21 protein-coding genes, 1 tRNA gene and 1 pseudogene are annotated in these 25,766 nt (G+C 62.9%); 6 read left to right on the top strand and 17 right to left on the bottom strand.

Annotated features, from left to right (window positions below):
* Positions 1 to 74: 74 nt before the first annotated feature.
* Both LOY34_RS24980 and LOY34_RS24975 read left to right on the top strand, forming a co-directional pair.
* Positions 75 to 1,358 carry a diguanylate cyclase gene (locus LOY34_RS24980; RefSeq protein ID WP_045199217.1) on the top strand — a complete coding sequence of 428 codons (1,284 nt, stop codon included), beginning with the start codon at positions 75 to 77 and terminating at the stop codon, positions 1,356 to 1,358.
* Positions 1,359 to 1,479: 121 nt separating this feature from the next.
* Positions 1,480 to 3,258 carry an acyl-CoA dehydrogenase C-terminal domain-containing protein gene (locus LOY34_RS24975; RefSeq protein WP_195885166.1) on the top strand — a complete coding sequence of 593 codons (1,779 nt, stop codon included), beginning with the start codon at positions 1,480 to 1,482 and terminating at the stop codon, positions 3,256 to 3,258.
* Positions 3,259 to 3,487: 229 nt separating this feature from the next.
* Here LOY34_RS24975 and LOY34_RS24970 read toward each other — a convergent pair whose 3' ends face one another.
* Positions 3,488 to 4,411: a LysR family transcriptional regulator gene (locus LOY34_RS24970; RefSeq protein ID WP_045199221.1), complete on the bottom strand. Its 924-nt coding sequence runs from the start codon at positions 4,409 to 4,411 to the stop codon at positions 3,488 to 3,490.
* A gap of 102 nt (positions 4,412 to 4,513) precedes the next feature.
* Here LOY34_RS24970 and LOY34_RS24965 point away from each other — a divergent pair, with 102 nt between their 5' ends.
* The 3 genes from LOY34_RS24965 to LOY34_RS24955 all read left to right on the top strand — a co-directional run bounded on the left by LOY34_RS24965 (position 4,514) and on the right by LOY34_RS24955 (position 6,803).
* On the top strand, positions 4,514 to 5,212 hold the full coding sequence (locus LOY34_RS24965) for an MOSC domain-containing protein (RefSeq protein ID WP_045199223.1): 699 nt from the start codon (positions 4,514 to 4,516) through the stop codon (positions 5,210 to 5,212).
* A complete protein-coding gene (locus LOY34_RS24960; RefSeq protein WP_195885165.1) occupies positions 5,209 to 6,480 on the top strand; it encodes an aspartate aminotransferase family protein in 1,272 nt (423 codons plus the stop codon). Before LOY34_RS24965 ends, LOY34_RS24960 begins: the two co-directional genes overlap by 4 nt.
* A 164-nt stretch (positions 6,481 to 6,644) precedes the next feature.
* Positions 6,645 to 6,803, top strand: a complete 159-nt coding sequence (locus LOY34_RS24955) for a YqaE/Pmp3 family membrane protein (protein WP_003177654.1) — start codon at positions 6,645 to 6,647, stop codon at positions 6,801 to 6,803.
* A 36-nt stretch (positions 6,804 to 6,839) separates the two neighbouring features.
* Here LOY34_RS24955 and LOY34_RS24950 read toward each other — a convergent pair whose 3' ends face one another.
* From LOY34_RS24950 to panB, 13 genes and pseudogenes are all read right to left on the bottom strand, one after another.
* Entirely contained in the window at positions 6,840 to 8,678 is a 1,839-nt protein-coding gene (locus tag LOY34_RS24950) for a S9 family peptidase (RefSeq protein WP_195885164.1), read from the bottom strand.
* Positions 8,644 to 9,804 (bottom strand): pyrroloquinoline quinone biosynthesis protein PqqE, encoded by a 1,161-nt coding sequence (pqqE, locus tag LOY34_RS24945; RefSeq protein WP_195885163.1) that lies wholly within the window; start codon positions 9,802 to 9,804, stop codon positions 8,644 to 8,646. The genes LOY34_RS24950 and pqqE overlap by 35 nt, the downstream gene beginning before the upstream one ends.
* Complete coding sequence (gene pqqD, locus LOY34_RS24940) at positions 9,776 to 10,051, bottom strand: pyrroloquinoline quinone biosynthesis peptide chaperone PqqD (protein ID WP_045199234.1); 276 nt, start codon at positions 10,049 to 10,051, stop codon at positions 9,776 to 9,778. The genes pqqE and pqqD overlap by 29 nt, the downstream gene beginning before the upstream one ends.
* Positions 10,048 to 10,803 (bottom strand): pyrroloquinoline-quinone synthase PqqC, encoded by a 756-nt coding sequence (pqqC, locus tag LOY34_RS24935; RefSeq protein WP_045199236.1) that lies wholly within the window; start codon positions 10,801 to 10,803, stop codon positions 10,048 to 10,050. Before pqqC ends, pqqD begins: the two co-directional genes overlap by 4 nt.
* An 8-nt stretch (positions 10,804 to 10,811) precedes the next feature.
* Entirely contained in the window at positions 10,812 to 11,723 is a 912-nt protein-coding gene (pqqB, locus tag LOY34_RS24930) for a pyrroloquinoline quinone biosynthesis protein PqqB (RefSeq protein ID WP_045199237.1), read from the bottom strand.
* Positions 11,724 to 11,790: 67 nt separating this feature from the next.
* A complete protein-coding gene (gene pqqA / locus LOY34_RS24925; protein WP_008365141.1) occupies positions 11,791 to 11,862 on the bottom strand; it encodes a pyrroloquinoline quinone precursor peptide PqqA in 72 nt (23 codons plus the stop codon).
* Positions 11,863 to 12,029: 167 nt separating this feature from the next.
* Positions 12,030 to 14,366 (bottom strand): pyrroloquinoline quinone biosynthesis protein PqqF, encoded by a 2,337-nt coding sequence (gene pqqF / locus LOY34_RS24920; protein ID WP_195885162.1) that lies wholly within the window; start codon positions 14,364 to 14,366, stop codon positions 12,030 to 12,032.
* A gap of 38 nt (positions 14,367 to 14,404) precedes the next feature.
* Positions 14,405 to 15,202: a carbon-nitrogen hydrolase family protein gene (locus tag LOY34_RS24915; RefSeq protein WP_195885161.1), complete on the bottom strand. Its 798-nt coding sequence runs from the start codon at positions 15,200 to 15,202 to the stop codon at positions 14,405 to 14,407.
* A 13-nt stretch (positions 15,203 to 15,215) separates the two neighbouring features.
* On the bottom strand, positions 15,216 to 16,898 hold the full coding sequence (locus tag LOY34_RS24910) for an NAD(P)/FAD-dependent oxidoreductase (protein WP_045199243.1): 1,683 nt from the start codon (positions 16,896 to 16,898) through the stop codon (positions 15,216 to 15,218).
* A 160-nt stretch (positions 16,899 to 17,058) separates the two neighbouring features.
* The gene (locus tag LOY34_RS24905) at positions 17,059 to 17,373 is read right to left on the bottom strand and encodes a DNA-binding transcriptional regulator (protein ID WP_045199246.1); all 315 of its coding nucleotides are present in this window, start codon (positions 17,371 to 17,373) and stop codon (positions 17,059 to 17,061) included.
* Between the two features lie 67 nt (positions 17,374 to 17,440).
* Positions 17,441 to 17,554: pseudogene (locus tag LOY34_RS27380) on the bottom strand (toxin); the annotation flags it as partial.
* 67 nt (positions 17,555 to 17,621) lie between these two features.
* Complete coding sequence (locus tag LOY34_RS24895; protein WP_038998420.1) at positions 17,622 to 18,083, bottom strand: Lrp/AsnC family transcriptional regulator; 462 nt, start codon at positions 18,081 to 18,083, stop codon at positions 17,622 to 17,624.
* A 92-nt stretch (positions 18,084 to 18,175) separates the two neighbouring features.
* Positions 18,176 to 18,994 carry a 3-methyl-2-oxobutanoate hydroxymethyltransferase gene (gene panB, locus LOY34_RS24890; RefSeq protein WP_195885160.1) on the bottom strand — a complete coding sequence of 273 codons (819 nt, stop codon included), beginning with the start codon at positions 18,992 to 18,994 and terminating at the stop codon, positions 18,176 to 18,178.
* Positions 18,995 to 19,087: 93 nt separating this feature from the next.
* On the opposite strand from panB, the gene LOY34_RS24885 reads away from it, so the two are divergent.
* The gene (locus LOY34_RS24885; protein ID WP_195885159.1) at positions 19,088 to 19,876 is read left to right on the top strand and encodes a helix-turn-helix domain-containing protein; all 789 of its coding nucleotides are present in this window, start codon (positions 19,088 to 19,090) and stop codon (positions 19,874 to 19,876) included.
* Between the two features lie 41 nt (positions 19,877 to 19,917).
* Here LOY34_RS24885 and LOY34_RS24880 read toward each other — a convergent pair.
* The 3 genes from LOY34_RS24880 to rpoD form a co-directional block, all read right to left on the bottom strand.
* Positions 19,918 to 19,994 (bottom strand) — tRNA-Ile (locus LOY34_RS24880).
* A gap of 13 nt (positions 19,995 to 20,007) precedes the next feature.
* Positions 20,008 to 23,751, bottom strand: a complete 3,744-nt coding sequence (locus LOY34_RS24875; protein ID WP_195885158.1) for an EAL domain-containing protein — start codon at positions 23,749 to 23,751, stop codon at positions 20,008 to 20,010.
* Positions 23,752 to 23,879: 128 nt separating this feature from the next.
* Entirely contained in the window at positions 23,880 to 25,730 is a 1,851-nt protein-coding gene (rpoD, locus tag LOY34_RS24870) for an RNA polymerase sigma factor RpoD (RefSeq protein ID WP_045199259.1), read from the bottom strand.
* Positions 25,731 to 25,766 lie beyond the last annotated feature (36 nt).

Here is a 25,766-nt window from a genome sequence, read left to right as displayed (position 1 = left end):
TTCATCTATTCATGTGCGCTGCCGATACATTAAGGCACAATGCCATTATTGATCTGCCGGGTCGGAGATTACCCTTGTTTCGTTTATCCGCTGTACGCCTGAGCCACTTCCTGCCATCAGTCTGTTTGCTGGTGTCGGGGCTCGCGGCCGCTTATGTGAGAGACCTCAGCGTCTTTTTCACCTCACTGTTCAATGTCCTGCCTACTCTGGTCCTGTTGCTCGGCGGCGCCTATTGCGCCGTGTACCGTCGTCAGCGCGAACTGTTTCTGATGCTCACGGTGTACATCGCCTACTTCCTGCTCGACACCCAGACCGACTTCTACCGCGACAACGGTCGCGTGCGCGAAGACGCAGCGGTGGTGTTCCACCTGGTTTGCCTGCTGTTGCCGCTGATGTTTGCCCTGTATGGCGCCTGGCAGGAGCGTACCCACCTGTTCCAGGACATGGTCGCGCGCTTCGCCGTACTGCTGGCCGTGGGCAGCGTCGCCCTGGGCCTGGAGCAGAGTTTCCCGCAGGCACTGCTGAGCTGGCTGGCGGAGATCCGCTGGCCATCGCTGCACGGCCAGTGGATGAGCCTGATCCAGCTGGCCTACCCGGTGTTCTTCTGCGCCTTCATCCTGCTGGTGGTGCAGTACCTGCGCCAGCCACGGCCGTTGCATGCCGCGCAGTTGATCGGCCTGATCGGTATCTTCTGGATGCTGCCCAAGACTTTTATCCTGCCGTTCACCCTGAACATCATGTGTAGCCAGGTGATGCTGATGATTGCCGCAGCGGTGTCCCACGAGGCTTATCAGATGGCCTTCCGCGATGAGCTGACCGGCTTGCCCGGCCGCCGCGCGCTCAACGAACGCATGCAGCGCCTGGGGCGCAACTATGTGCTGGCGATGACCGACGTCGACCACTTCAAGAAATTCAACGACACCCATGGCCACGACGTCGGTGACCAGGTGTTGCGCCTGGTGGCCAGCAAGCTGTCCAAAGTTACCGGCGGTGGTCGGGCCTATCGCTATGGCGGTGAGGAATTTGCCGTGGTGTTCGCCGGCAAGAGCATCGAGGAGTGCATGCCGCACCTTGAGGCCGTGCGCGAGGTGATCGCCAACTACAACATCCAGTTGCGCAATCAGGACAGCCGCCCCCAGGACGACCAGCAAGGGCGCCAGCGCCGCGGTGCGTCGGCGGCCTCAAGCGTTTCGGTGACCATCAGTATCGGCGTCAGCGAGCGTCTGGCCGATCATCGCTCACCCGACGAAGTGCTCAAGTCCGCCGACCAGGCCTTGTACAGTGCCAAAGGTGCCGGGCGTAACTGTGTCGTCGCCTACGGTGTACAGGCCAAGCGTGGTGCCGTACGCATGGCGTGACCGAAATAGACTATACAGTCGCCAGATGACCCTATGTGTCACAAAAGTTGTTCGGTTACACTGCTTGCATAACAGTGATGCGGCCTGCGGGCCGTCCCCGACTCTAGTGTGAGAGGTAGCCATGGCTGACTATAAAGCGCCCCTGCGCGATATGCGCTTCGTCCTCAATGAAGTCTTCGAGGTGTCCAGGCTCTGGGCGCAGTTGCCGGGCCTGGCCGAAGTGGTCGACGAAGAAACCGCGCTGGCGGTGCTCGAAGAAGCCGGCAAGGTCACCAGCAAGAGCATCGCGCCGCTGAGCCGCAGCGCCGATGAAGAAGGCTGCCACTGGGACAACGGTGCGGTGAGCACCCCGGCCGGTTTCATCGAGGCCTACCAGACCTACGCCGAAGGCGGCTGGGTGGGCGTCGGTGGCGACCCGGCCTACGGCGGCATGGGCATGCCCAAGGTGATCTCGGCCCAGGTCGAGGAGATGGTCAACTCGTCCAGCCTGGCGTTCGGCCTGTACCCGATGCTGACTGCCGGTGCCTGCCTGTCGATCAACGCCCACGCCAGTGAAGAGCTCAAGGAAAAGTACCTGCCGAACATGTACGCCGGTATCTGGGCCGGCTCCATGTGCCTGACCGAGCCGCACGCCGGCACCGACCTGGGCATCATCCGCACCAAGGCCGAGCCTCAGGCGGACGGCAGCTACAAGGTCAGCGGCACGAAGATCTTCATCACCGGTGGCGAGCACGACCTCACCGAGAACATCATCCACCTGGTGCTGGCCAAGCTGCCGGACGCCCCTGCCGGGCCGAAGGGCATTTCCCTGTTCCTGGTACCGAAGGTCCTGGTCAATGCCGATGGCAGCCTGGGCGCGCGCAACCCGGCCACTTGCGGCTCGATCGAGCACAAGATGGGCATCCAGGCCTCGGCCACCTGTGTGATGAACTTCGATGAAGCGGTCGGTTACCTGGTCGGCGAGCCGAACAAGGGCCTGGCGGCGATGTTCACCATGATGAACTACGAGCGCCTGGGCGTTGGTATCCAGGGCCTGGCCTCGGCCGAGCGCTCCTACCAGAACGCCATCGAATATGCCCGCGACCGCCTGCAGAGCCGCTCGCCAACCGGCCCGCAAGCCAAGGACAAGGTCGCCGACCCGATCATCGTCCACCCTGATGTGCGGCGCATGCTGCTGACCATGAAGGCCCTCAACGAAGGCGGCCGTGCGTTCTCCACCTATGTGGCGATGCAGCTCGATACCGCCAAGTTCAGCGAAGACGCCCAGACCCGCAAGCGCGGTGAAGACCTGGTGGCCTTGCTGACGCCGGTGGCCAAGGCATTCCTAACCGATCTGGGCCTGGAATCGGCTGTGCATGGCCAGCAAGTGTTCGGTGGCCACGGTTACATTCGTGAGTGGGGCCAGGAGCAACTGGTGCGCGATGTGCGCATCACCCAGATCTACGAAGGCACCAACGGCATCCAGGCCCTCGACCTGATGGGGCGCAAGGTGGTTGGTAGCGGCGGCGCGCTGTACAAGTTGTTCGCCGACGAGATCCGCCACTTCACCGCCAGCGCTGGCAACGAGCTGGACGAGTTCGTCAAACCGCTGAATGCCGCCCTCGACAACCTCGACGACCTGACCGCCTGGGTGCTCGACCGGGCCAAGAGCAACCCGAATGAAATCGGCGCGGCGTCTGTTGAATACCTGCAGGCGTTTGGCTATACCGCTTATGCCTACATGTGGGCGTTGATGGCCCGGACCGCCCTGGCCAAGCAAGGCGAGGACGATTTCTACGCCAGCAAGCTGGGCACCGCACGCTTCTATTTCGCCCGTCTGCTGCCGCGGATTCACTCGCTGAGCGCTTCGGTCAAAGCCGGTAGCGAGTCGCTGTACCTGCTGGATGCGGCGCAGTTTTAAGCGTAATAGTTGTTTGTAAGCATTCTCTTACATGACGTGGTGACTTTTCGCCTCTATCGGAAGATTGGATCCACAGTTAATCTTCTCACATGGACGTAGCGCAGGAAGCGCAAAGTACAGAACACGGACACGAAGGATTCCTGCCAGGATGGCGGGGCGAAAAGGATTTCAGGGAAACAGTCTGCAAAGCCCCGCTTCGGCGGGGTTTTCTTTTGCCTGCGATTTGACCTCAGCCCAGTACATCCAGCGGCGACACGCCGATCTGGCGCGGGTCGGCTTCTTCTTCCAGCAGGTTGCGCAGCAACTCCACCGAGGCTTGCTGGCGCTGTGCATCGCGAAACACCAGGCCGATCTTCAGCGGCACCCGTGGTTCGCTCAATGGCTTCCACAACAAGTCCTGGTCATCTTCGACCACTTCCTTGGCGCGCCCGGGCAGTACCGTTGCCAGCGAGGTGTGCGCGAGGCTGTCGAGAATCCCGCCCATGTTGTTCATTTCCGCCTGCACTTGCGGGCGCCGGCCGAGGTTGGCCAGTTGCGACTGCCAGATCTGCCGCACCTGAAATTCTTCGCCGAGCAGCAGCATCGGCAATTCGGCGGCCTGCTTGAGCGATACCTTCTTGAATTCGCGCAAGGGGTGGGTGTTGGGGATGACCAGTTGCAGCTCGTCTTCGTACAGTAACAGCCCATGCAGGCCGGGCTGGCGCGGCGGCAGGTAGCTGATGCCGATGTCCAGGCTGCCATTGAGCAGGCGCCGCTCGATCTCCAGCCCCGACAGCTCATAGATTTGCACCACCAGGTGCGGCTGCGCCTTGCGCACCCGGTCTAGCAGTTGCGGCACCAGGCTTGGCCGCACGGTTTGCAGTACGCCGATGGCCAGGGTGCGCAACGACTGGCCCTTGAAATTGCGCAGGGCCTCACGGGCCCGCTGCAAGCCATCGAGCAAGGGCAGGGCGTGGTTGTACAGGGTGTGCGCGGCCAGGGTCGGCAGCAGGCGCTTGTTGCCGCGCTCGAACAGGCTGACATCGAGGTTCTGTTCAAGCTGGCGGATCTGCTGTGACAGCGCCGGTTGCGACAGCGACAAGCGCTCGGCGGCCCGGCCGACGTGGCCCTCTTCATACACCGCGACGAAATAACGCAGTTGGCGAAAATCCATAACTGATACTTATCAAAAATGCTCGAAAAACCAAATGGCCGTTAGCCGCCAAGAAGCCTAGTCTATCCCGTATTCACAAGGTTTACAGGGCCAGAAGGCGCGATGAATACCGTGTATGTGGATGGCGTTTACATAGGCAAGGCAAAAAACCTCGGGCATGGCTTGTTGACTGATATCGATAAGCAGGAGGTTGCAAGACGCTTGTGGTTATGGCCGCAAGGGTTGGGTAACGACGAACACGGCGACCCACGCTTCCATACCGGCCCCGAACGGGCCTTGCACCACTACCCGGCCGAGCATTACGCCTGGTGGCGGCAACGTTATCCACAGATCGACTGGCGCGCCCCGGGTTTTGGCGAAAACCTCTCGACCCACGGCCTGGATGAACATCAGGTATGCCTGGGCGACATGTTCCGCTGGGGCGGGGCGCTGTTGCAGATCAGCCAGCCGCGTTCGCCGTGCTATCGCCTGAGCCATCGCTGGGGTTTGCCGAACCTGCCGCAACAGGCCCAGGACAGTGGCCGCTGTGGCTGGTTCTACCGGGTGCTCAGGCCAGGTTTCGTCAGCGCCGACGAGCCTTTTGAACTGATTCAACGCAGTTATCCGGGCCTGACCGTGGCCTGGGCGCTACGCACTTTTTACCGTGAACCTCTGGAGCATGCAGGTTTGAAAAAGCTGGTGGATTGTCCGGCCCTCTCGTCTCGCTGGCGCGATATCGCCATCAAGCGCATGCGCACCGGTCAGGTCGAAGACTGGACCGCGCGTTTGCTTGGCCTGCCGCTCGAGGGGCTGCGCGCATGAACCTGTTCAACCTGCGCCGCCCGGCTCCGGCCGTGGCCGAGCGCAAGATCGCTGCGCAACCGGTAGAAGACCTGTCGCGGGAATGCCTGATGCCGGCGGTAGCGCGAGCGCCCCAGGTGTTCGTTCGCGGCCAGGGTTCGTGGTTATGGGACAGTGAAGGCCATGCGTATCTGGATTTTACCCAGGGCTGTGCAGTCAACAGCCTCGGCCACAGCCCCAGCGTGCTGGTCAAAGCCTTGGGCAGCCAGGCCCAGGCGCTGATCAATCCGGGTGCCGGTTTTCATAACCGCGGCCTGTTGAATCTGGTCAACCAACTGTGCGAAAGCACCGGCAGCGATCAGGCCTATCTGCTCAACAGCGGCGCCGAAGCCTGTGAAGGGGCGATCAAGCTGGCGCGCAAATGGGGCCAGCTGCATCGCAACGGCGCCTTCCACATCATCACCGCCAGCCAGAGCTGCCATGGCCGCAGCCTGGGCGCGCTGTCGGCTTCCGACCCGTCGCCGTGCAATCGCTGCGAGCCGGGGTTGCCGGGCTTCAGCAAGGTGCCGTTCAACGACCTTGAAGCGCTGCACGCGGCGGTCGACTCGCGCACCGTGGCGATCATGCTCGAACCGATCCAGGGCGAAGCCGGGGTGATTCCGGCGACCCAGGCGTACCTGCAGGGCGTCGAGCGGCTGTGCCGCGAGCTGGGCATCCTGCTGATTCTCGATGAAGTGCAGACCGGCGTCGGCCGCTGCGGGGCGATGCTCGCCGAACAGTTGTACGGCGTACGTGCCGATATTCTCACCCTCGGCAAGGGCCTGGGTGGCGGCGTGCCCTTGGCGGCCCTGCTGGCCCGTGGCAGCGCCTGCTGCGCCGCGCCCGGCGAGCTGGAAGGCAGTCACCATGGCAATGCACTGATGACTGCGGCAGGCCTGGCGGTATTGCAGACCGTGCTGGAGGCGGGCTTCTTCGAGCATGTGCAAGATTCCGGGCGGCACCTGCGCGATGGCCTGAGCCGGTTGGCCGGCCGCTATGGCCAGGTCGAGGTGCGTGGCCAGGGGCTGCTCTGGGCGCTGCAACTGAGCGAAGACAATGCGGGTGAGCTGGTCCAGGCTGCCTTGCACGAAGGCCTGCTGCTCAATGCCCCGCAAGCCGACGTGTTGCGCTTTTCGCCGGCACTGACGGTGAGCAAGGGCAACATCGACGAAATGCTGTTGCGCCTGGCCCGGGCCTTTGCCCGCGTGCATGCCGCGCAGCAGAACCAGCGACGCGAGGCCACGGCCTGATCAATACATCGCGTTAACGAATTTTCCGAACCGTCTCGCGTTCCTGCGCATCGCCCCGGGCCTGTTGTTTTTGGCTTGGGGCGTTTTTTTGTCTGCTGCCAACGAGTGGAACCCTGGTGCCGCGCTAGAGTCAGTTCTAGTACATCTTTGAAGGGAGCTGCCCAATGGATTTTATTCGCATCATCATCGCCATTCTCCTGCCGCCGCTGGGTGTGTTCCTGCAGGTCGGCTTCGGCGGCGCCTTCTGGCTGAACATCCTGCTGACGTTGCTGGGGTACATTCCGGGCATCGTGCATGCGGTGTATATCATCGCTAAGCGGTGAGGCCAATCGCGGGTCAAGTCGGGTCGCGATAGCGATCTAACTGCCCTCCAGCACCCGCCGATAGAACTTCCATTCCTCTTCCAGCGCATGCGCCAGGTTGCTCGCGGTACGAAAACCGTGACGCTCCGATGGGTAGAAATGCCCTTCGGCGCGAATGCCGTTGGCTTTCAATGCATCCAGCATCGAACGGGTCTGTTCCGGCACCACCACGGCATCCAGCTCACCCTGGAAGAAGATCACCGGCACCTTGATGTTGGCGGCGTGCAGCAACGGCGTGCGCTGCTGGTAACGTTCGGCGTCGACTACCGGGTCGCCGATCAGCCAGTCCAGGTAATCGCCTTCGAATTTGTGCGTGGCGCGGGCCAGCGCCTGCGGGTCGCTGACGCCGTAGAGGCTGGCACCGGCGCGGAATACATCATGGAACGCCAGGGCGCAGAGGGTGGTGTAGCCGCCAGCGCTGCCGCCACGGATGAACGCGCGCTGCGGGTCGATCAGCTTGCGTTCGGCCAGGTGCCTGACCACGGCGCAGGCATCTTCGACGTCAATCTCGCCCCAGCGCAGGTGCAGGGCCTGGCGATAGTCGCGGCCATAGCTGCTGCTGCCTCGGTAATTGAGGTCGGCCACGGCAAAACCGCGCTGGGCCCAGTACTGGATGCGCGGGTCGAGCACCGGGTAGCAGGCCGAGGTCGGCCCGCCATGGATGAACACCAGCAGTGGCGGCTGCGCCTCACCGTTCATGGCCGGGTAGAAGAAACCATGAGCGAAACCATCGCCACTGGGGTAGCGCAGGGCCTGCGGGCGGCTGATGCGTTCGGCCGGCAGCGGCAAGGCACCGCCTGCCAACACCTGCACCTGATGATTCTGGCGATTGATGGCGATAACCGCAGGTGGGCTGATGGCCGACGCGGCAATGGCATAGATGTGTTGCTCGTCGAGGTCTAGGCAGCGGAAGCGGTTGTAGTTCGCGCTGTAGTCTTCTACCGAACCGTCGGCATGACAGATGCCTAAACGGCTGAAGCCGTTTTCGAACCAGCTGGCCAGGTAGTGTTGCTGATCCAGCGCCAGCCAGGTGCTGGCGCCCAGTTGCCAGGGCGCGCCGGCGTGGTCGGCAGCGGCGGCCGGCAATGCGCTCCAGCCTGCGGCGGTTTCGCCCCAGGGTTGCCAATAACCGTTGCGGTCGGACAGGCAATACAAGCGGCCGCCGGCATCAAAATGTGGTTGCTGCAGGGACTGTTGCAGGCCTTGTTCACCGGCGATACAGCGCGGTGTGCTCCAGCGGCCATTGGCCTGGCGCTGGCAACAGAGCAGCCGGGTTGCGGTCCATGGTTGCTCGGGGCGGCTCCATTCTATCCAGGCCAGGCGCGAGCCATCGGCGCTGAGGGTGGGCGCGGCGTAGAAGTCGGCGCCTTCGGCCAGTACTTCACGGCTGCCCTTGGCGATGGCCACCAGGCGATGCTCGACCGTCCCCGGGCCATGGCTTTCTTCCACTGCCAGCACCTGGCCATTGGCCCAGCGCAGGTCGCCGTAACGCTTCAGACCCTCGGTCAGTGGTTGCGGCAACCCGCCGTCAAGGTCCTGGCAATAGAGCTGCTGGTCGGCCTCGTTGACGAACACCAGGCCATCGTCGCTCAGGCAGAAGCTGCCGCCACCGTATTCATACACCCGGCTGCGCACGCTGAAGCCATTGGGCGTCAGGCAGCGGGCCTGGCCATCGCGCCAGAGCCAGATCCGGCAGGCGCCGTCGCTGGGGCGAAACTCGTTCCAGAACAGGCCCTGGGCGGCAACCCGCAGCTCGGCGAAATCGGTACCGGCGGCGACCGCCTGTTCGGCGCTGAAGCGCTCAGCCGCGGACAATGACACGGGAGTTTCGCTCATTACGGAAGGTCAGCTCGTCGATGGTCTGATGGGCATGCTCGGCGTCTTCACGCGCCTTGAGGATGATGCCGTGCTCGGCCGACTTGGCGCAAACCGGGTCGGCATTGCTGGCGTCGCCGGTGAGCATGAAGGCCTGGCAGCGGCAGCCGCCGAAGTCTTTCTCCTTTTCGTCGCAGGAGCGGCACGGCTCGGGCATCCAGTCATAACCGCGAAAGCGGTTGAAGCCGAACGAGTCGTACCAGATGTGCTGCATGCTGTGCTCGCGCACATTGGGAAACTGCACCGGTAACTGCCGGGCGCCATGGCAGGGCAGGGCGGTGCCGTCCGGGGTGACGGTGAGGAACACGCTGCCCCAGCCGTTCATGCAGGCCTTGGGGCGCTCTTCGTAATAGTCCGGGGTGACGAAGATCAGCTTGCACGGGTTGCCGGCGGCTTGCAGTTTGGCCCGGTACTCGTTGGTGATGCGCTCGGCGCGTTCGAGCTGGGCGCGGGTCGGCAGCAGGCCGACGCGGTTCAGGTGCGCCCAGCCATAGAACTGACAAGTGGCCAGTTCAACGAAGTCGGCTTCCAGGGCCACGCACAGCTCGATGATGCGGTCGATCTTATCGATGTTGTGCCGATGGGTGACGAAGTTCAGCACCATCGGGTAGCCATGGGCTTTTACCGCGCGGGCCATCTCCAGCTTTTGCGCGAAGGCCTTCTTCGAGCCGGCCAGCAGGTTGTTCACCTGCTCGTCGCTGGCCTGGAAGCTGATCTGGATATGGTCCAGCCCGGCCTCTTTGAAGGTGGCGATCTTCTGTTCGGTGAGGCCGATGCCGGAGGTGATCAGGTTGGTGTAGTAGCCCAGGCGCCGGCCCTCGCCGATCAGTTCGGCCAGGTCCTGGCGCACCAGCGGCTCACCGCCGGAAAAGCCCAGTTGCGCGGCGCCCATCTCCCGCGCTTCGGCCATCACCTTGAACCACTGCGCGGTGCTCAGCTCCTGGCCCTGGGCGGCGAAGTCCAGGGGGTTGGAGCAGTACGGGCACTGCAGCGGGCAACGGTAGGTCAGCTCGGCGAGCAGCCACAGCGGCAGGCCGACGTCAGGTTTTGCCGGCAATTCAGGCAAGGCTGATCCAGTGTTCGGCACGGGCCACCTCCATGAACTGCTCGATGTCGTCACCAAGTTCAGGTACGCCAGGGAACTGCTTGTCCAGCTCGGCGATGATCGCGGCGACGTCACGCTGGCCGTCGATCAGCCCGCCGATCAGCGCAGCGCTGTCGTTGAGCTTGATCATTCCTTCCGGGTACAACAGCACATGGCCCTTTTGCGCCGGCTCGTACTGGAAGCGATAGCCCGGGCGCCAGGCCGGAACTTGCGCGCGATTAAAACTCATAGGGCGATTCCTTTGTGCCAGACCCTTTCGCTGGTGACACTGTGATAGGGCGGGCGGTTCAGTTCGTAAGCCATGCTCATGGCATCGAGCATGCTCCAGAGGATGTCCAGCTTGAACTGCAGGATCTCCAGCATGCGCTGCTGGCCTTCAACTGTAGTGTAGTGCTGCAGGGTAATTGCCAGCCCATGCTCGACGTCACGCCGGGCCTGGCCCAGGCGAGTGCGGAAGTACTCGTAGCCGGCCGGGTCGATCCATGGGTAGTGCTGCGGCCAGCTGTCGAGCCGCGACTGATGGATCTGCGGGGCGAACAGCTCGGTCAGCGAGCTGCTGGCCGCCTCTTGCCAACTGGCGCGGCGGGCGAAGTTGACGTAGGCATCCACGGCAAAACGCACGCCGGGCAGCACCAGTTCCTGGGAACGCAGCTGCTGCGGATCGAGGCCGACCGCCTGGCCCAGGCGCAGCCAGGCTTCGATGCCGCCGTCTTCGCCAGGGGCGCCGTCATGGTCGAGCAGGCGCTGAATCCACTCGCGGCGGATTTCGCGGTCCGGGCAGTTGGCCAGGATCGCGGCGTCTTTCATCGGGATGTTGACCTGGTAATAGAAACGGTTGGCCACCCAGCCCTGGATCTGCTCGCGGCTCGCGCGGCCTTCATACATCGCCACATGGTAGGGGTGATGAATGTGGTAATAGGCGCCCTTGGCGCGCAGGGCCTGTTCGAATTCGGCGGGGGACAGCGGTTTGGCGTCGCTCATGTCGGCTCCTAGAGGGTGATGCTCATGCCGTCGAAGGCCACTTCGACGCCGCGGCGTACGCATTCGGCGCGTTCGGCCGAATCCTCATCGAGAATCGGGTTGGTGTTGTTGATGTGGATAAGCACCTTGCGCTGACGCGGGAAGCCTTCCAGTACCTCGAGCATGCCGCCCGGGCCGTTCTGCGCCAGGTGGCCCATCTCGCGGCCGGTGCGGGTGCCGACACCGCGGCGCTGCATTTCATCATCCTCCCAGAGGGTGCCGTCGACCAGCAGGCAGTCGGCGTCGCTCATCATCTGCAACAATTTGCCGTCGACCTGGCCCAGGCCCGGGGCGTAGAACAGCTTGCCGCCGGTGCGCAGGTCTTCGACCATCAGCCCGAGGTTGTCACCCGGGTGTGGGTCGAAGCGGTGCGGTGAGTAGGGCGGTGCGGCGCTACGCAGTGGGAAGGGGGTGAAGCGCAGGTTCGGGCAGGCATCGATGACGAAGCTGCCTTCGAGCTCGATGCGCTGCCACTGCAGGCCACCGTTCCAGTGGCTGAGCATGGTGAACAGCGGGAAACCAGTGCTCAGGTCCTGATGGACCATGTCGGTGCACCAGACCTGGTGCGGGCAGCCTTCGCGCAGGCTGAGCAGGCCGGTGGTGTGGTCGATCTGGCTGTCGAGCAGGACGATGGCATTGATGCCGGTGTCGCGCAGGGCCCGGGCCGGCTGCATCGGGGCAAAGCTTTGCAGCTGTGCGCGGATGTCCGGCGAGGCGTTGCACAGCACCCAGTGGATGCCGTCGTCAGACAGGGCAATCGATGACTGGGTGCGCGCCGTGGCGCGCAGGCTGCCGTCGCGAAAGCCTTTGCAGTTGGCGCAGTTGCAGTTCCACTGGGGAAAACCGCCACCGGCGGCGGAACCTAGAATCTGGATGTACATGGCCACTCCTGCCGCGTCCTGAAATAAAAACGCCCCGGCGGGCCGAGGCGTTGTACCGCAAGCAGGTTCAGCGGCTTGCGAAATACATGGTCACTTCAAAGCCGATACGCAGGTCAGTGTAAGCAGGTTTGGTCCACATGGGATTACTCCTTCCGGATAGGTCTGGGGGTTGTCAGCTACTTATTTAGTCCACCCTCCAGGTGAGGGGTTCCATAGCCAAGATTGCGCTATCTTACTAAAAAAATACGGACCGAATGGTTAAATCTAAGATAAACGCCATTACCGGGACGGTAAGAATCGCCTGCATCAGTGCCAGTTTTCGCTGGGCGCCGGGCCGTTGGCCAGGCACAGCCAGCCGTGTTCGGCCTGGCTTACCTGGCGGGCCAGGTGCTGCAGTTGCGGCGTTTCGACCGCCAGGATCGCCGCTTGCAGATCCCTCAACTGCGGCTGGCGATGGCCGGCCAGATGCGCCTGCCAGGCCCATTCGGCCACCTCGTTGTTGGTCATCGCCGCTTCGTCGAACTGGGCGGCGAGGGCCTGTTTATCTGCAGGGTTGCAGCTCAGTGTGGCGGGCAGGTTATCGAGCAATGCCTGGATGTGCCCGATGATCTCGGTATGGCTGGCCGATGGCGACTGCACGCCAAGCAGCAGGCCGTTGCAGCCCTCGATCTGTCGGAAGGCGCTGAATACCGCGTAGCCCAGGTTCAGTTCGACCCGCAGGCGCTGATAGAAAGGCCCTTGTAGCTGCTGGGCAAACAGCCGGCCTGCGGCTTGGTCCTCGATCGGGCAGAACAGCAGCAAGGCCTGTTCACTGGCCGCTGGCGGTAGCGTTTGCCAGCGCCGCACAGGTTCGATTGTGGTCGGCAGATGCCTGCCATCGCACCCTGGCATTGCGCTTAGGGCCTGGTTCAGCGCCGATTGCTGGCTGGCACTGAAGCCGGTCGAAAGTCCAGTCCAGGTTGAATGCTCCCACAACGCATCCAGATCGCTCTGGCTGATTATGCAGGCTGGCAAGGGCTCGTCGACGCGGCGGCCTAGTAGTTGCTCCGGCAACTGCCTGAGCAGCGCGCGGATCGGCATGGTATCGGGCTGCTCGGCAGCGCCAGTTGTCCAGCTCTGGCTGGTCGGCTGCCGCAGGATGGCCAATGTCTGTTCAATCACTGCGCCCACCACGGTGCCATTGCCGGCGCAGCGCAACTGCCAGTATTTGTCGCAGGCGCTCAATTGCACTTGCACCCCAGCCTGCGCAGCCTGTTCACGCAAGGCTTGCAGCGCCCGATCAAGTACCTGACACAGGCGCCCACGCAAGGCTGAGGTGAGCTGCCAGCGCAGGTAGACCACACCATGCTCGCGCGACGGCGGTAGCAGGGGAGAGACAGTCAGGCGTTCGGGAACGGCGCTGACCGAGAGGGTCTGCGCCTTCACGCTCAGCAACGGATTTGCAGCGGGCAACTGCCAGGCGTGGGTAGGCGTTTTAACCTGGCCGGCGAGCATTGTTTCGAGCAACTGTTCAAGCGCAGCCAAGCCTTGCGCGTCCAGCGCTTCGAAGCGTTGCCCGGTGCTGTCCCGGCGTGCCAGCTCCAGCGCGCTGGCGGCAAGTTCGCGACAACGCTGCAAGCGGGCGTATTCCTGGTTGATGCTGCTCAGGTCCGCCGTGCGGAAAAACGCCAGCCAGTCAGTCAACAGCGCCTGGACCTGCGTGGCATCAGCCGTGTCGTTGAGCTTGAAGCCCGCATGCAGCAGCGTCTGGCCGGCAAAGCTGTACAGCGAGGAAAACGCGAAGTGCGCCAGCCAGCCCCGCGCGCGCAAGGTCGCCGGCAAGCCGCCGGGCCGGGTGTCGCTTAGCCAGGTAGCGAGAAAATCGACTGCCTGCTCAAAACCTGTGGGGAGTTGCTCGCACGGGTACAGCACATCCAGTTGCCGTTCGTTGTGCATCAACAGCGCAGCCCGGCTATAGAAGCTCGGTGGTAGCGATTGCTGCACTTTTGCCCCGCGACTGAACACCTGGCCGAAGCGATTCGCCAACGCCTGCAGTTCGTCGAGGCTTTGTGGCCCGCTCAGGCTCAAGGTGATTTGCCCGGCCTGGTAGAAGCGCTGGTGAAAGCCGCGCAACGCCGCCTGGAACGCCGGATTTTGAACCTGCAGGCTGTAGCGGTTGCCAGCTTGGAACGCGCTCAGCGGATGTTCGCTGCCCGCAGCCTGAAGCAAGGCAAACTGGTGCTGCGCTTGTGGATTGCGCGACCAGGCAATGAACTCGGCATGGATCACTTCCCGTTCGCGCACTTGCCGCTCAAGGTCGAACTGCGGCTGTGCGAGCATCTGGCACAGTCGCTCAAGCCCCCCGGCAAAAGCCGCGGGCGGTACTTCGAAAAAGAACTCGGTGCTGCGTTCACGGGTGCTGGCGTTGACCTGCCCGCCGTGGTGCTGCACATAGCGCATCAGGCCGTCGTCCAGGGCGAAGCGTTGATTGCCGAGGAAGAACAGATGCTCGAGAAAGTGTGCCAGCCCCGGCCACGCCGGTGGCGCGTCATGGCTGCCGGCCGCTACCCGCACAGCCGCCGCACAGCGTTTTAGCTGCGGTGCATGGCGCAGGGTGACCTGCAGGCCATTGGCGAGGGTCAGGTTGTGCAGGGCGCTGGGCATGACGACTCCGGGTACAGGCGAACCGTCATGCTAGCGGATTATTGCCGCGCCGTGCTGTAGAGCTCGGGGCGCAGGTCGTGCAGGTAAGGGTTGTTGGCCCGCCCTTGGTGCACTCGCTGCAGGTCGAGGTCGGCGCTCAGCAGCGCGCTGTCACGACCGGCCATCGCCAGGATGCTGCCATCCGGGCCAACGATGCTGCTCTGCCCGCAGTAGTGGATTTCGCCTTCGCTGCCGCAGTAGTTGGCGTACGCCAGGTAGCACTGGTTCTCGTAGGCGCGGGCGCGCACGGTGACCTGGGCAATGAAGTCGAAGGGCACCATGTTCGCCGTCGGCACCAGGATCAGTTCGGCACCGGCCAGGGCCAGGCGCCGGGCGTTTTCCGGGAACTCGATGTCGTAGCAGATCAAAAAGCCCAGGCGCCAGCCGTTGAGCTCGACCACCGGAAAGTGATCGGGCCCCGGGCTGAACATCGCCCGGTCGAGGCCACCGAACAGGTGGGTCTTGCGGTAGTTGCACAGGCTGCTGCCGTGGGCGTCGATCAACTGCACGCTGTTGAAGATCTGCCCGTCCTCGGCCAGTTCCGGGTAGCCGTAGGCAATGGCGATGCGGTTGCTCTGGGCGATCTCCACCACGGCCATGGCCGAGGGGCCGTCTTCGGCTTCGGCCAGGCGCGCGACGGCTTCGCTGCCGATGTTGTAGCCGCTCAGGAACATCTCCGGGCATACCAGCAGTTCGGCGCCGCGGGCAGCGGCCAGTTGCGCCTGCTGGTGCAGGCGCTCGAGGTTGCCGGACAGGTCCAGCGGTTGCGGTTCGCCTTGGAACAGGGCGATGCGCATGGCGATTCTCCCGTCAGTCGGCCAGGGCGATCGGGCCGATTTCATTGAATACGTCGCCCGGGCCTGGGTTGTCCGGGTGGGTCTGGCCACCAAAGTGATTGATGATACCCCACACCGCATTGAGCGACGTTTGCACCGCGCCTTCGACCCAGGCCGGGGTCCACGACACATCGTCACCGGCAATGAAGATGCCGCGCTGCTCGGCCGGCATGTCCTGCTGCATGAAGTGCGCGTACATGCGCTGGTTGTAGCGGTAATGGCCGGGCAGGGCGCCCTTGAAGGCGCCGAGGAAGTGCGGGTCGGCTTCCCACGACACGGTGATCGGGTCGCCGATGATGTGCCCGGCGATATCGACTTTCGGGTAGATCTTCTTCAGCGCATCGAGGGCCAGCTTGACGCGCTTTTCCACTGGGTGCGGGAGCATTTTCAGCGCATCGCTCATCCACGAGTACGACAGGCAGATCACCCCCGGCTTGTCGTCGCCGTTGTCGAACAGGTAGGTGCCGCGGGTCAGGCGGTCGGTCAGGGTCATGCTCATCAGGTCGCGGCCAGTATCTGGATCCTTGTCCTTCCAGAACGGCCGGTCGACCATGACGAAGGTCTTCGACGACTGCATGTAGCGGGTACGGTCCAGGGCCATCCACATCTTCTGCGAGAACAGCGATTCTTCGCACTCGATCTGGGTGGTCAGCAGCCAGCTCTGGCAGGTGGTCAGCACCGCGGCGTAGTGGCGGGTGTCGCCCCAGGTGTCGGTTACCGCCAGGCGCCCGTCGCTGTCGCGGGCAATGCTTTTCACCCCGGCACGTGGCGCGCCGCGGTGTAGCGAGCTGAGGCTGGTGCCGGCCGGCCAGTGCGCGCAACGCTCCGGCACATGGCGCCAGATGCCCAGCGGCACTTGCTCGACGCCGCCAACTACCAGGTGCTGGTGATCGTCGCAGTTGGTCATCACCACGCGGAAGATTTCCAGCATCGAATTGGGGAAGTCCGAGTCCCAGCCACCGGTGCCGAAACCGACCTGGCCGAACACCTCGCGGTGCAGGAAGCTGAGCTTGGCGAAGGCTTTTGAGGTGGCGACGAAGTCGTAGAAGGTGCGGTCGTCCCACAGCGGTACCAGGGTGTTCCACAGCTCCTTGAGGCGCGGCACATCGCGGTCGCGGATGGCTTGCTGGATGTCGCCGAAGCGGGCGCCGTCTTCCAGGGCATCGGCCCAGGCGTCGGCAACCTCCTGGAACAACTTGGGCAAATCGGAGAGTTTTTCCGCGTAGTGGGTCTGGCCTTCGAGGTCGATTACCGTGCTGCCCGACGCAGGGGTCAGCGGGTTGGGAAAGGGCTTGGTTTCAAGGCCGAGCTTGTCGACATAGTGGTAGAACGCCGTCGACGACACCGGAAAGCGCATGCCACCCAGCTCGGCGATGATCCCGTCGCTGCCTTCGAAGGCTTGCGAGCGCAGGCGCCCACCCATTTTCGAAGCTTCGTAGACCACAGGCTTGAGGCCCAGCTTCATCAGCTCGTAGGCCGCCACCAGCCCGGCGATACCGGCACCGACAATCGCCACTTCCTCTCCATGGCGCGCCGCCGGGATGCTACCCAAGCCGGCCGGGTGCTCGATCCAGTCGTCAAAGGCAAAAGGAAAATCCGGGCCGAAAATGGTGATGGGTTTCTTGCCGTCGGCGGGGTGACGATTGTTCTTGTTCATAAGTGACCTTGCCAGGCGCTGCGCGGGGTACGGAGCTTGAGTATAGAAAAAACACTGGCGGTCATTTTAGGGGGTGGGGGTTACGTAATTAAGATGCAGAGTGTCGTCGTTATGATTTGATGTAAGTCATTTTGACGATACTGATTGGCTAAATGACGAGTCAGGCCAGCGCAGCCAGGTGCTCCACGGTTTCAGGGAATTTTTCTACCAGGCGAATCAGCGTCATTGCCTGGGCATTGGGGCGAGCCCGACCCTGTTCCCAGTTTTCCAGGGTGCGGGCATTGGTGCGCAGGTACATGGCAAATACCGCGCGAGACATGTTCAGGTGTTCGCGAATAGCCACAAGCTCCTCCGCCGAGACGTCCATCAACTCGGCGAGCTGTACTTTGTGCGAGCGCAGGGTCAGTTTGCCCTGGCGCTCCTGGGCAAGGGCATCGAAGCCTTCGTTCAGTTCGGAAAAAATATCACGTTTCATTTTATCTCCTCGCTTCGATTTCCAGATCGAGCATCTGTTTGAGCGAATGGCGTTGCGCAGGGATCAGGTCATCCAGGTAGTCACTGCGATAGCGCGCAAAGGCCGGTAGTTCGACGAAAAGTGCTTCCATGCTTTGTACGTTACCTGCGTATAGTTTGTGGTTATCAAGCCTTGCCGTCAAGCGACGGGCCTGTAACCAGCCTATACGTGCAGCCGCGATGCATCCGGGGGGATGATTGCCTGGTGTGTCAAACCGGCTGTCCGCGATCCACCTTGCTGCTGAGGATGATCGAGGTGGTGGTTTTTTCCACGCCTTCAACGCTGCCGATCTGGTCGAGCAACTGGTCCAGTTGCTCGGGCGAGTCGCTGCGCAGCCAGGCGACGTAATCGAATTCGCCGCTGACCGCGCACAACTGCTGCACCTGGCCCATGGCGCTCAGGCGCCGCACCACGTCCTTGCCCGAACGCGGTTGTACCTTGATCCCGACATAGGCCTGCAGGCCACCATCGATCAGGCGCTGACCCAGGCGCACGCCGTAGCCGCTGATGACCTTGGTCTTTTCCAGACGGGCCAGGCGCGAAGTTACCGTGGTGCGCGCGATACCCAGTTGCCGGGCGAGCGTGGCGACGCTTTCACGGGCGTTGATCTGCAGCAGCGAGATCAGCTGGCGATCGATTTCGTCGAGGGCGACGGGGCGGCTGTCGGACATGGGCACTCTCTGGCAAGAGCCGCTTTGCGCGGCTCATGGAATAAGCGCGATAGCCTATCCATTGCCCTCACCCTGGGGCAAGGCGTCTGTGCTCAGCGCGCCTTGAAGCAGTGCTCGGCCTGGGGGAAGCTGCCGTCGCGTACTTCCCGGGCATAGGCGGCCAATGCCTGGGCAATCTGCGGCTGAAGGTCGGCAAAGCGTTTGACGAAGCGCGGTTGGTATTCACCGAACAAACCCAGCAGGTCCTCGGTGACCAGCACCTGGCCATCGCAGGCAGGCGAAGCGCCGATGCCGATGGTGGGGATTGTCAGCTCTTCGCTCACGCGGCGTGCCAGGGGTTCGGCGATGCCTTCGAGCACCACCGAAAAGGCACCGGCGGCCTGCATGGCCAGGGCGTCCTGGCGCACTTTGGCGGCGCCCTGGTCGTCGCGGCCCAGGGCCTTGAAACCTCCCAGGCAGTTGACCTGTTGCGGCATCAGGCCGACATGGGCCATGACCGGAATCCCACGGCGGGTGAGGAATTCTACGGTCTCGGCCAGCTCTTCACCGCCCTCAAGCTTGACGCCCTGGGCACCTGTCTCGCGCAGCAGCCGGGCGGCGCTGAGGAAGGCCTGTTCGGGTGAGGCCTGATAGCTGCCAAAGGGCAGGTCGATGACCACGCAAGCGCGCTGGGAGCCGCGCATCACTGCCTGGCCATGGGCAATCATCATCTCCAGGCTGACTCCCAAAGTGCTGGGCAGGCCATATAGCACCATGCCCACCGAGTCGCCGACGATAATCACGTCGGCTTCGGCATCTACCCAACGCGCCATCGGCATGCTGTAGGCGGTCAGCACCACCAGGTTGCCAGCGCCCTTGCGTTGCTGGATGGCGGGCACGCTCAAACGGTTTTCACGCACATGGCTGCTCATCGGTCTCTCCTTGGGTTGTTCAACGAAGCCGGGCGCAGGCTACCATCGGCCTTCGTCGGCTCACTTGAGCAAAGGAGACAGGCATTGCCGCCAATGAGACAAAGCAGTGAAGTACCGCCGTTGCCGGACTTCCAGCAACTGCCGGGGCCGGTTTACCGGCGCATGTTTGCCATTCCGGCCGGCCATCGCGTGCAATTGCACAGACACCCCTGGGTGCAGTTCACTTACGCCAGCGCCGGCATCATGCAAGTGGTCACCGAGCAGCACAGCTACCTGCTGCCGCCGCAATGTGCGTTGTGGATACCGGCGGGGGTCGAGCACACCGCCTACAGCGACCAGACCATCGAGTTTCGCGGGCTGTACCTGGATGACTCGCTGCTCAATGGCTACCAGCGCCCTTGCGGTGTGGTGCAAGTCACGCCGCTGGTACGCGAGCTGATCGCCAAGGCCAACAGCTTTGCGCCGCAATACCCTGCCCAAGGCGCCCAGGCGCGGCTGTTGCAGGTGCTGGTCGATGAGTTGCGCGAACTGCCCGAAGCGCCGTTCGGCCTGCCGCTGCCCAGCGATCCGCGCCTGCGCCGAATCAGCGAAGCCTTGCAGGCCAACCCTGGCGACAACCGCAGCATTGAAGACTGGGCGCAGCAGGTGGGGGCTTCGCGGCGCACCCTGGTGCGGTTGTTCCAGGCCCAGACGCAGTTGTCGTTCAGGGAGTGGCGCCAACGCTTGCGCCTGTTGGCGGCCTTGCCGTTGCTGGCGCAAGGCATGAGCGTCACGGCGCTGGCCAATGAGCTGGGCTACGACTCGGTGTCGGCGTTCATCGCCTTGTTCCAGCGCCACTACGGCAAGACCCCGGGCTTGTGGGCGGCAGAACTGCGCAGCTGACAGCGGGCACAAAAAAACCGCGCCATGCGCGGTTTTTTGTTTGGTGGGCCCAGCAGGACTCGAACCTGCGACCAAGGGATTATGAGTCCCCTGCTCTAACCAACTGAGCTATAGGCCCCAGTGGACGCGGATTATAACGAGGGTTTCCAGGCTGTGCTATCCGAAAGATCTGAAAGTGCTATGCGAAGGAAACTCGCGGCAAATTCTTCGGGCGGCAGCGGCAGGCTGACGATGTAGCCCTGGATCTGCTCGCAGCCTTCGGCAGCGAGAAACTGCTGCTGAGCCTGGCTTTCCACCCCTTCGGCGATGATGGTCAGTTGCATGCTGCGGCCCAGGGCAATGATGGCGCGGGCAATGGCCGCATCATGAGGATCGTCGGGCAGGCCGCGGATGAACGACTGGTCGATCTTGAGGATATCCAGCGGCAGGCGTTTGAGGTAGCTCAGCGACGAGTAGCCGGTGCCGAAGTCGTCGATCGCCAGTTGCACGCCCAGGTGCTTGAGTTGATGAAGGATGGCCAGGGCTTCTTCGGCCTGGCTCATGATGAAGTTCTCGGTGATTTCCAACTGCAGGTCACCGGCCATGAGCTGGTGGGTCTTGAGCAGTTGTTCGATGCGTTTGACCAGGCTTGGCTGGCGCAACTGGGCGCCGGCGAGGTTGACCGACAGCGGGCCGAACGCCAGGTAGTTATGTTTCCAGACCTGCATTTGCCGGCAGGCTTGTTCCAGTACCCAGTCGCCCAGTTGCAGGATCATGCCGTTCTCTTCGGCCAGTGCAATGAAGTGCTCCGGCGGGACGTCGCCGAACGTCGGGTTGGTCCAGCGGATCAGCGCTTCGGCGCCGACCAGGCTCTGGGTCTTGAGGCTGAACTTGGGCTGATAGCACAGGCTCAGTTCATTGCGCTCGATGGCCCGGCGCAGTTCGTGCTCCAGGGCGATGCGCTCGCTGGCCTGGGCGGTGAGGTCGCGGGTGTAGGACTCGACCCGGTTGCGCCCCTTGGCCTTGGAGCGGTACATGGCGGCGTCGGCGTTGCGGATCAGCGAGGCGACGTCGGTGCCGTCCTGTGGATAAAGGCTGGTGCCGATGCTGGCGCTGGTAAAGAACTCATGTTCGCCAGCCTGGAACGGTGCGCCAAAGCAGGCCAGCAGTTTGTGCGCGATGTGCTCGGCATCACTAGGCTGGTGCAGGCCGGGCAGCAGGATGATGAACTCGTCGCCGCCCAGGCGTGCGACGGTATCGATGTCGCGCACCTGTTCCTTGAGCCGCTGGGCGATGCCTTTAAGCAACAGGTCGCCGACCGGATGGCCGAGGCTGTCGTTGATGTGCTTGAAGCGATCGAGATCGAGAAACAGCACCGCGCCTTGGCGCTTGGAGGCCTGGGAACAGTTGAGCGCGGCCTGCAGGCGGCTTTCGAACAGGGTGCGATTGGGCAGGCCGGTCAGCGGGTCGTGATGGGCCTGGTAATCGAGCTTGGCCTGGGCGTGCTTGAGGCTGGAGATATCGGCGAACACCGCGACAAAGTGGGTGATGGCGCGCTCGCTGTTGCGCACCGCGCTGATGGTCAGCCAACTGGGGTAGACCTCGCCGTTCTTGCGCCGGTTGTGGATTTCGCCCTGCCAATGGCCCTCGGCCGTCAGTTGGTGCCACATGGCCACATAGAAGGCGCTATCGTGCTGGCCGGAGGCGAGCAGCCGTGGGGTCTGACCCAGCGCTTCAAACTCGCTGTAGCCGGTGATTTCGCTGAAGGCGCGGTTGACCGCACTGATGCGCTGGTCGATGTCGGTGATCAACACGCCTTCGGCGGTGTTCTCGAATACGGTGGCGGCCAGTTGCAGTTTTTCCTGCATCAGATGGCGCTCGGTGATGTCGCGGGCGATGGTCAGCATGCAATCGACCCCGGCAATCGGCAGCGGCCTGGCTGACAGTTCGCAGAGGCGGATCTGGCCGTCGCTGCGGCGGATATGGCAGCTGAAATCACGCACGAAGCCGTCGCGCTGGAGCATGTCCAGCAGCCGCCGGCGCTCGTTGAGGTCGACCCAGATACCCAGGTCCAGCGAGGTGTGGTCCAGCGACATGTGGGTGTCGTAGCCGGTCAGGCGGCAGAAGCCTTCGTTTACTTCGATCAGCAAACCGTCACTCTGGCGCGACAGCAACAGGCCGTCGGGGGAGGCGTGGAAGGCCTTGGCGAACTTCTCTTCGGAGGTTTGCAACTGCTCCTGGGTTTCTTTCAGCTGGCTGATGTCGCGTACTGCCACTACCAGCGCCGGCGTGCTGTCGAGCTGGAAGGTCTCGGCGGAAGTCAGGCCGGTGAACAGCTGGCCGTTGCTGCGCCGGAAGAGCATTTCCAGGTTGCGGATGCTGCCTGCCTGCAAGCGCTTGAGCAGGTCCGGGCCAACGCCGTCGATGCCCCAGATGTTCAGCTCGGTGGCGGTGCGGCCCAGCACTTGCGCCGGGCTCAGGCCGATCTGTTCTTCAAAGGCCTCGTTGACTTCCAGCAGGCAGCCGTCGCTCATCCGGGCGATGACCAGGATATCCGGGCACTGCTGAAACACCGAGGCGAACTTCTGCTCCGACAGGCGCAGGGCTTCTTCGGCGTTCTTGGTTTCGCTGATATCGATCATCAGCCCACGCATCACTGGTTTGTGCCCGTGTTCGATGAGGCTGACGATATCGCGCACCCACAGGCTGCGGCCGTCGGCGCGGATTACGCGGTAATCAAGGCTGTGATCGCGGCCGGCGGCGGTTTCGCTGTCGCAATAGGCCTGGGCCCAGAGGGCGTCGTCAGGGTGGATGATACTGCGCCAGAAGCCCGGGCGCAGCCACTGGTTCAACGGGTAGCCGAGCAGGTCTTCGGCATGGGGCGAGACGTAGCTGTAGGTGAAGTCGTTGGCGTCGGCTTCCCAGGCAATGGCCGAAAGGCTTTCGACCAGGCCGCGGTAGTGGTATTCGCTGCTGCGCAGTTCCTGCTCAAGGGCGATGCGCCGGGAAATCTCCGAGCTCAGGCGGCGGTTGACGCGGATCACCGCAGCAAGGATGGCGATCATCAGCAGCAGGGCGGGCAGGCCGTAGATCAGCAGGTCGTACCACAGCGTGCGGTGGTCAAGCACTTTGCCGACCCAGCGCTCCTGGATATTGCTGATTTCGCCGGGGCTCATGTCGGCCATGACCTTGTCGAGAATGCCGACGAGGATCTTCTGTTCCCGTGGCACTGCCATGGCCAGCTGATAGCGGTAGGGCGTTTCGCCGCTGACGTAAAGGCCTTCGAGCTTGAGCTGGCGCAGGCTCCAGATGCTCGAGGCAAGGTCGCCCACCACGGCGTCCACTTCATCGGTGGCCAGGGCCTGCAGCGCCGAGCTGACATTGGGCAGGGCCACCAGGTTGAGGTCCGGGTGGTGGGTGCGCAACAGCTCGTGGGGCGCGTAGTTTTCCACCACGGCGATCTTCAGGCCGTAGAGGTCCTTGATGGTCCGTGGCTGCGGCCCGCCATCATGGGCGAGGATGACGATCGGAAAATCCAGGTACGGGCGGGTGAAGGCCAGAAAGCTCTGGCGCTCTGGGGTCGACATGATACCGGGCAGCAGGTCGAGCTTGTTCTGCCGGGCCTGCTCGAGCACGGCAGTCCAGCTGATCGGCTCGATCGGCTTGAACTGCACGTCCAGGCGGTCCTGGATAAGGGCAATGTAGTCGGCGGCCAATCCCTGGTAGCGACCGTCCTGGTCCCGGTATTCAAAAGGTGGCCAGGATGCATCGACGCCCAGGCGCAGCTGCGGGTGGGCGCTGAGCCAGGCTTGTTCTTCCTCAGTCAGGGTCAAGGCGCCGGCAGTTGCACTCCAGACGAGCAGGAGAGCCAACAGAAGGGCCGGCATTCGGGGCATAACGGCCTCGTCACACAGGTGGATTGATTCGAGTGTAGACGGGCATTTCAGCGGCGGGGTAGTGGGCAAAGGCTGAAAAGCGCCGTTCGCCGGAAAAGAAAAACCCCGGCCTGGGCCGGGGTTTGTCATCACTCGTCGAGGAAGGAGCGCAGATGCTCGCTTCGCGTCGGGTGGCGCAGCTTGCGCAGCGCCTTGGCTTCAATCTGACGGATCCGCTCGCGGGTCACGTCGAATTGTTTGCCGACCTCTTCGAGGGTGTGATCGGTGTTCATGTCGATACCGAAACGCATGCGCAGCACCTTGGCTTCGCGTGCGGTCAGACCGGAGAGCACGTCACGGGTCGCTTCCTTGAGGCTTTCGACCGTGGCCACATCGATTGGCGACTGCATGGTCGAGTCTTCGATGAAGTCACCCAGGTGCGAATCTTCGTCGTCACCGATCGGGGTTTCCATGGAGATCGGCTCTTTGGCGATCTTCAATACCTTGCGGATCTTGTCCTCAGGCATTTCCATGCGCTCACCCAGCTCTTCCGGGGTCGGTTCGCGACCCATTTCCTGCAACATCTGCCGGGAAATACGGTTGAGCTTGTTGATCGTCTCGATCATGTGCACCGGAATACGGATGGTGCGGGCCTGGTCGGCGATCGAACGGGTGATCGCCTGGCGAATCCACCAGGTGGCATAGGTCGAGAACTTGTAACCACGACGGTATTCGAACTTGTCCACCGCCTTCATCAGGCCGATATTGCCTTCCTGGATCAGGTCGAGGAACTGCAGGCCGCGGTTGGTGTACTTCTTGGCGATCGAGATAACCAGGCGCAGGTTGGCCTCGACCATTTCTTTCTTAGCGCGACGAGCCTTGGCTTCACCGATCGACATGCGACGGTTGATGTCCTTGATCTCGGCGATGGTCAGGCCGGTTTCGCTTTCGAGGTCGATCAGCTTCTGCTGGCAGGCCACGATGGCGTCGCTTTTCTCACCCAGGGCAGCCGCCCATTTGGTGCTGCGCTTGGCCAGGTCGCTGGCCCAGGTCTGGTCGATTTCGTTGCTCGGGAACAGGCGCAGGAAGTCGGCACGTGGCATGCGCGCGTCACGGACGCACAGTTGCATGATGGCGCGTTCTTGCTGACGCAGGCGGTCCAGGGCGCTACGAACGCGCTCAACCAGGGCTTCGAACTGCTTCGGTACCAGCTTGATCGGCATGAACAGCTCGGCCAGATCAAGCATCGCCTTGAGGCTGTCCTTGTGGCTGCGGCCGTTCTTCTTCAGTACCTTGAGGGTAGCGTTGAGCTGATCCTGGACGGCACCGAAGCGCTGTTGCGCGACGACCGGATCCGGACCGCTTTCGACTTCTTCCTCTTCGTCGCTGCTTTCCTCTTTCTCTTCCTCGTCGTCGTCAGCATCGGCCTTGGCCGGGGCTTTCGGGTCGATCGGCGGCGGCACTTCGGCCGGCGGCGCGATGCCGTCGTCCGGGTCGATGTAACCGCTGAGAACGTCGGACAGGCGGCCACCTTCGGTGGTGACGCGATCGTACTCGGAGAGGATGTGCTCGACAGTACCCGGGAAGTGGGCGATAGCACCCATGACTTCACGAATACCTTCTTCGATCCGCTTGGCGATTTCGATTTCGCCTTCGCGGGTCAGAAGCTCGACGGTACCCATTTCACGCATGTACATGCGCACCGGGTCAGTCGTGCGACCAATATCGGTTTCCACAGCCGCCAACGCTGCGGCGGCTTCTTCAGCTGCGGCTTCGTCGGTGTCGGCTTCGGCCAACAAAAGGGCATCCGCATCCGGAGCACTCTCGAATACGTTGATCCCCATGTCGTTGATCATGCGGATGATGTCTTCCACCTGCTCCGGATCTGAAATATCCTCTGGCAGGTGGTCGTTGACCTCCGCGTAAGTCAGGTAGCCCTGCTCACGACCGCGGGTGATCAACTCTTTGATGCGAGACTGCTGTTGCGCTTTTCCGGACATAACACCCTATCCACTGAAGGTCTTGGCGGGCAAAAA

The sequence above is a fragment of the Pseudomonas sp. B21-009 genome, assembly GCF_024749345.1.
GTDB lineage: Bacteria > Pseudomonadota > Gammaproteobacteria > Pseudomonadales > Pseudomonadaceae > Aquipseudomonas.
The sequence above is the reverse complement of the archived record's forward strand: the minus strand, read 5'-3'. Positions and strand labels throughout refer to the sequence as shown.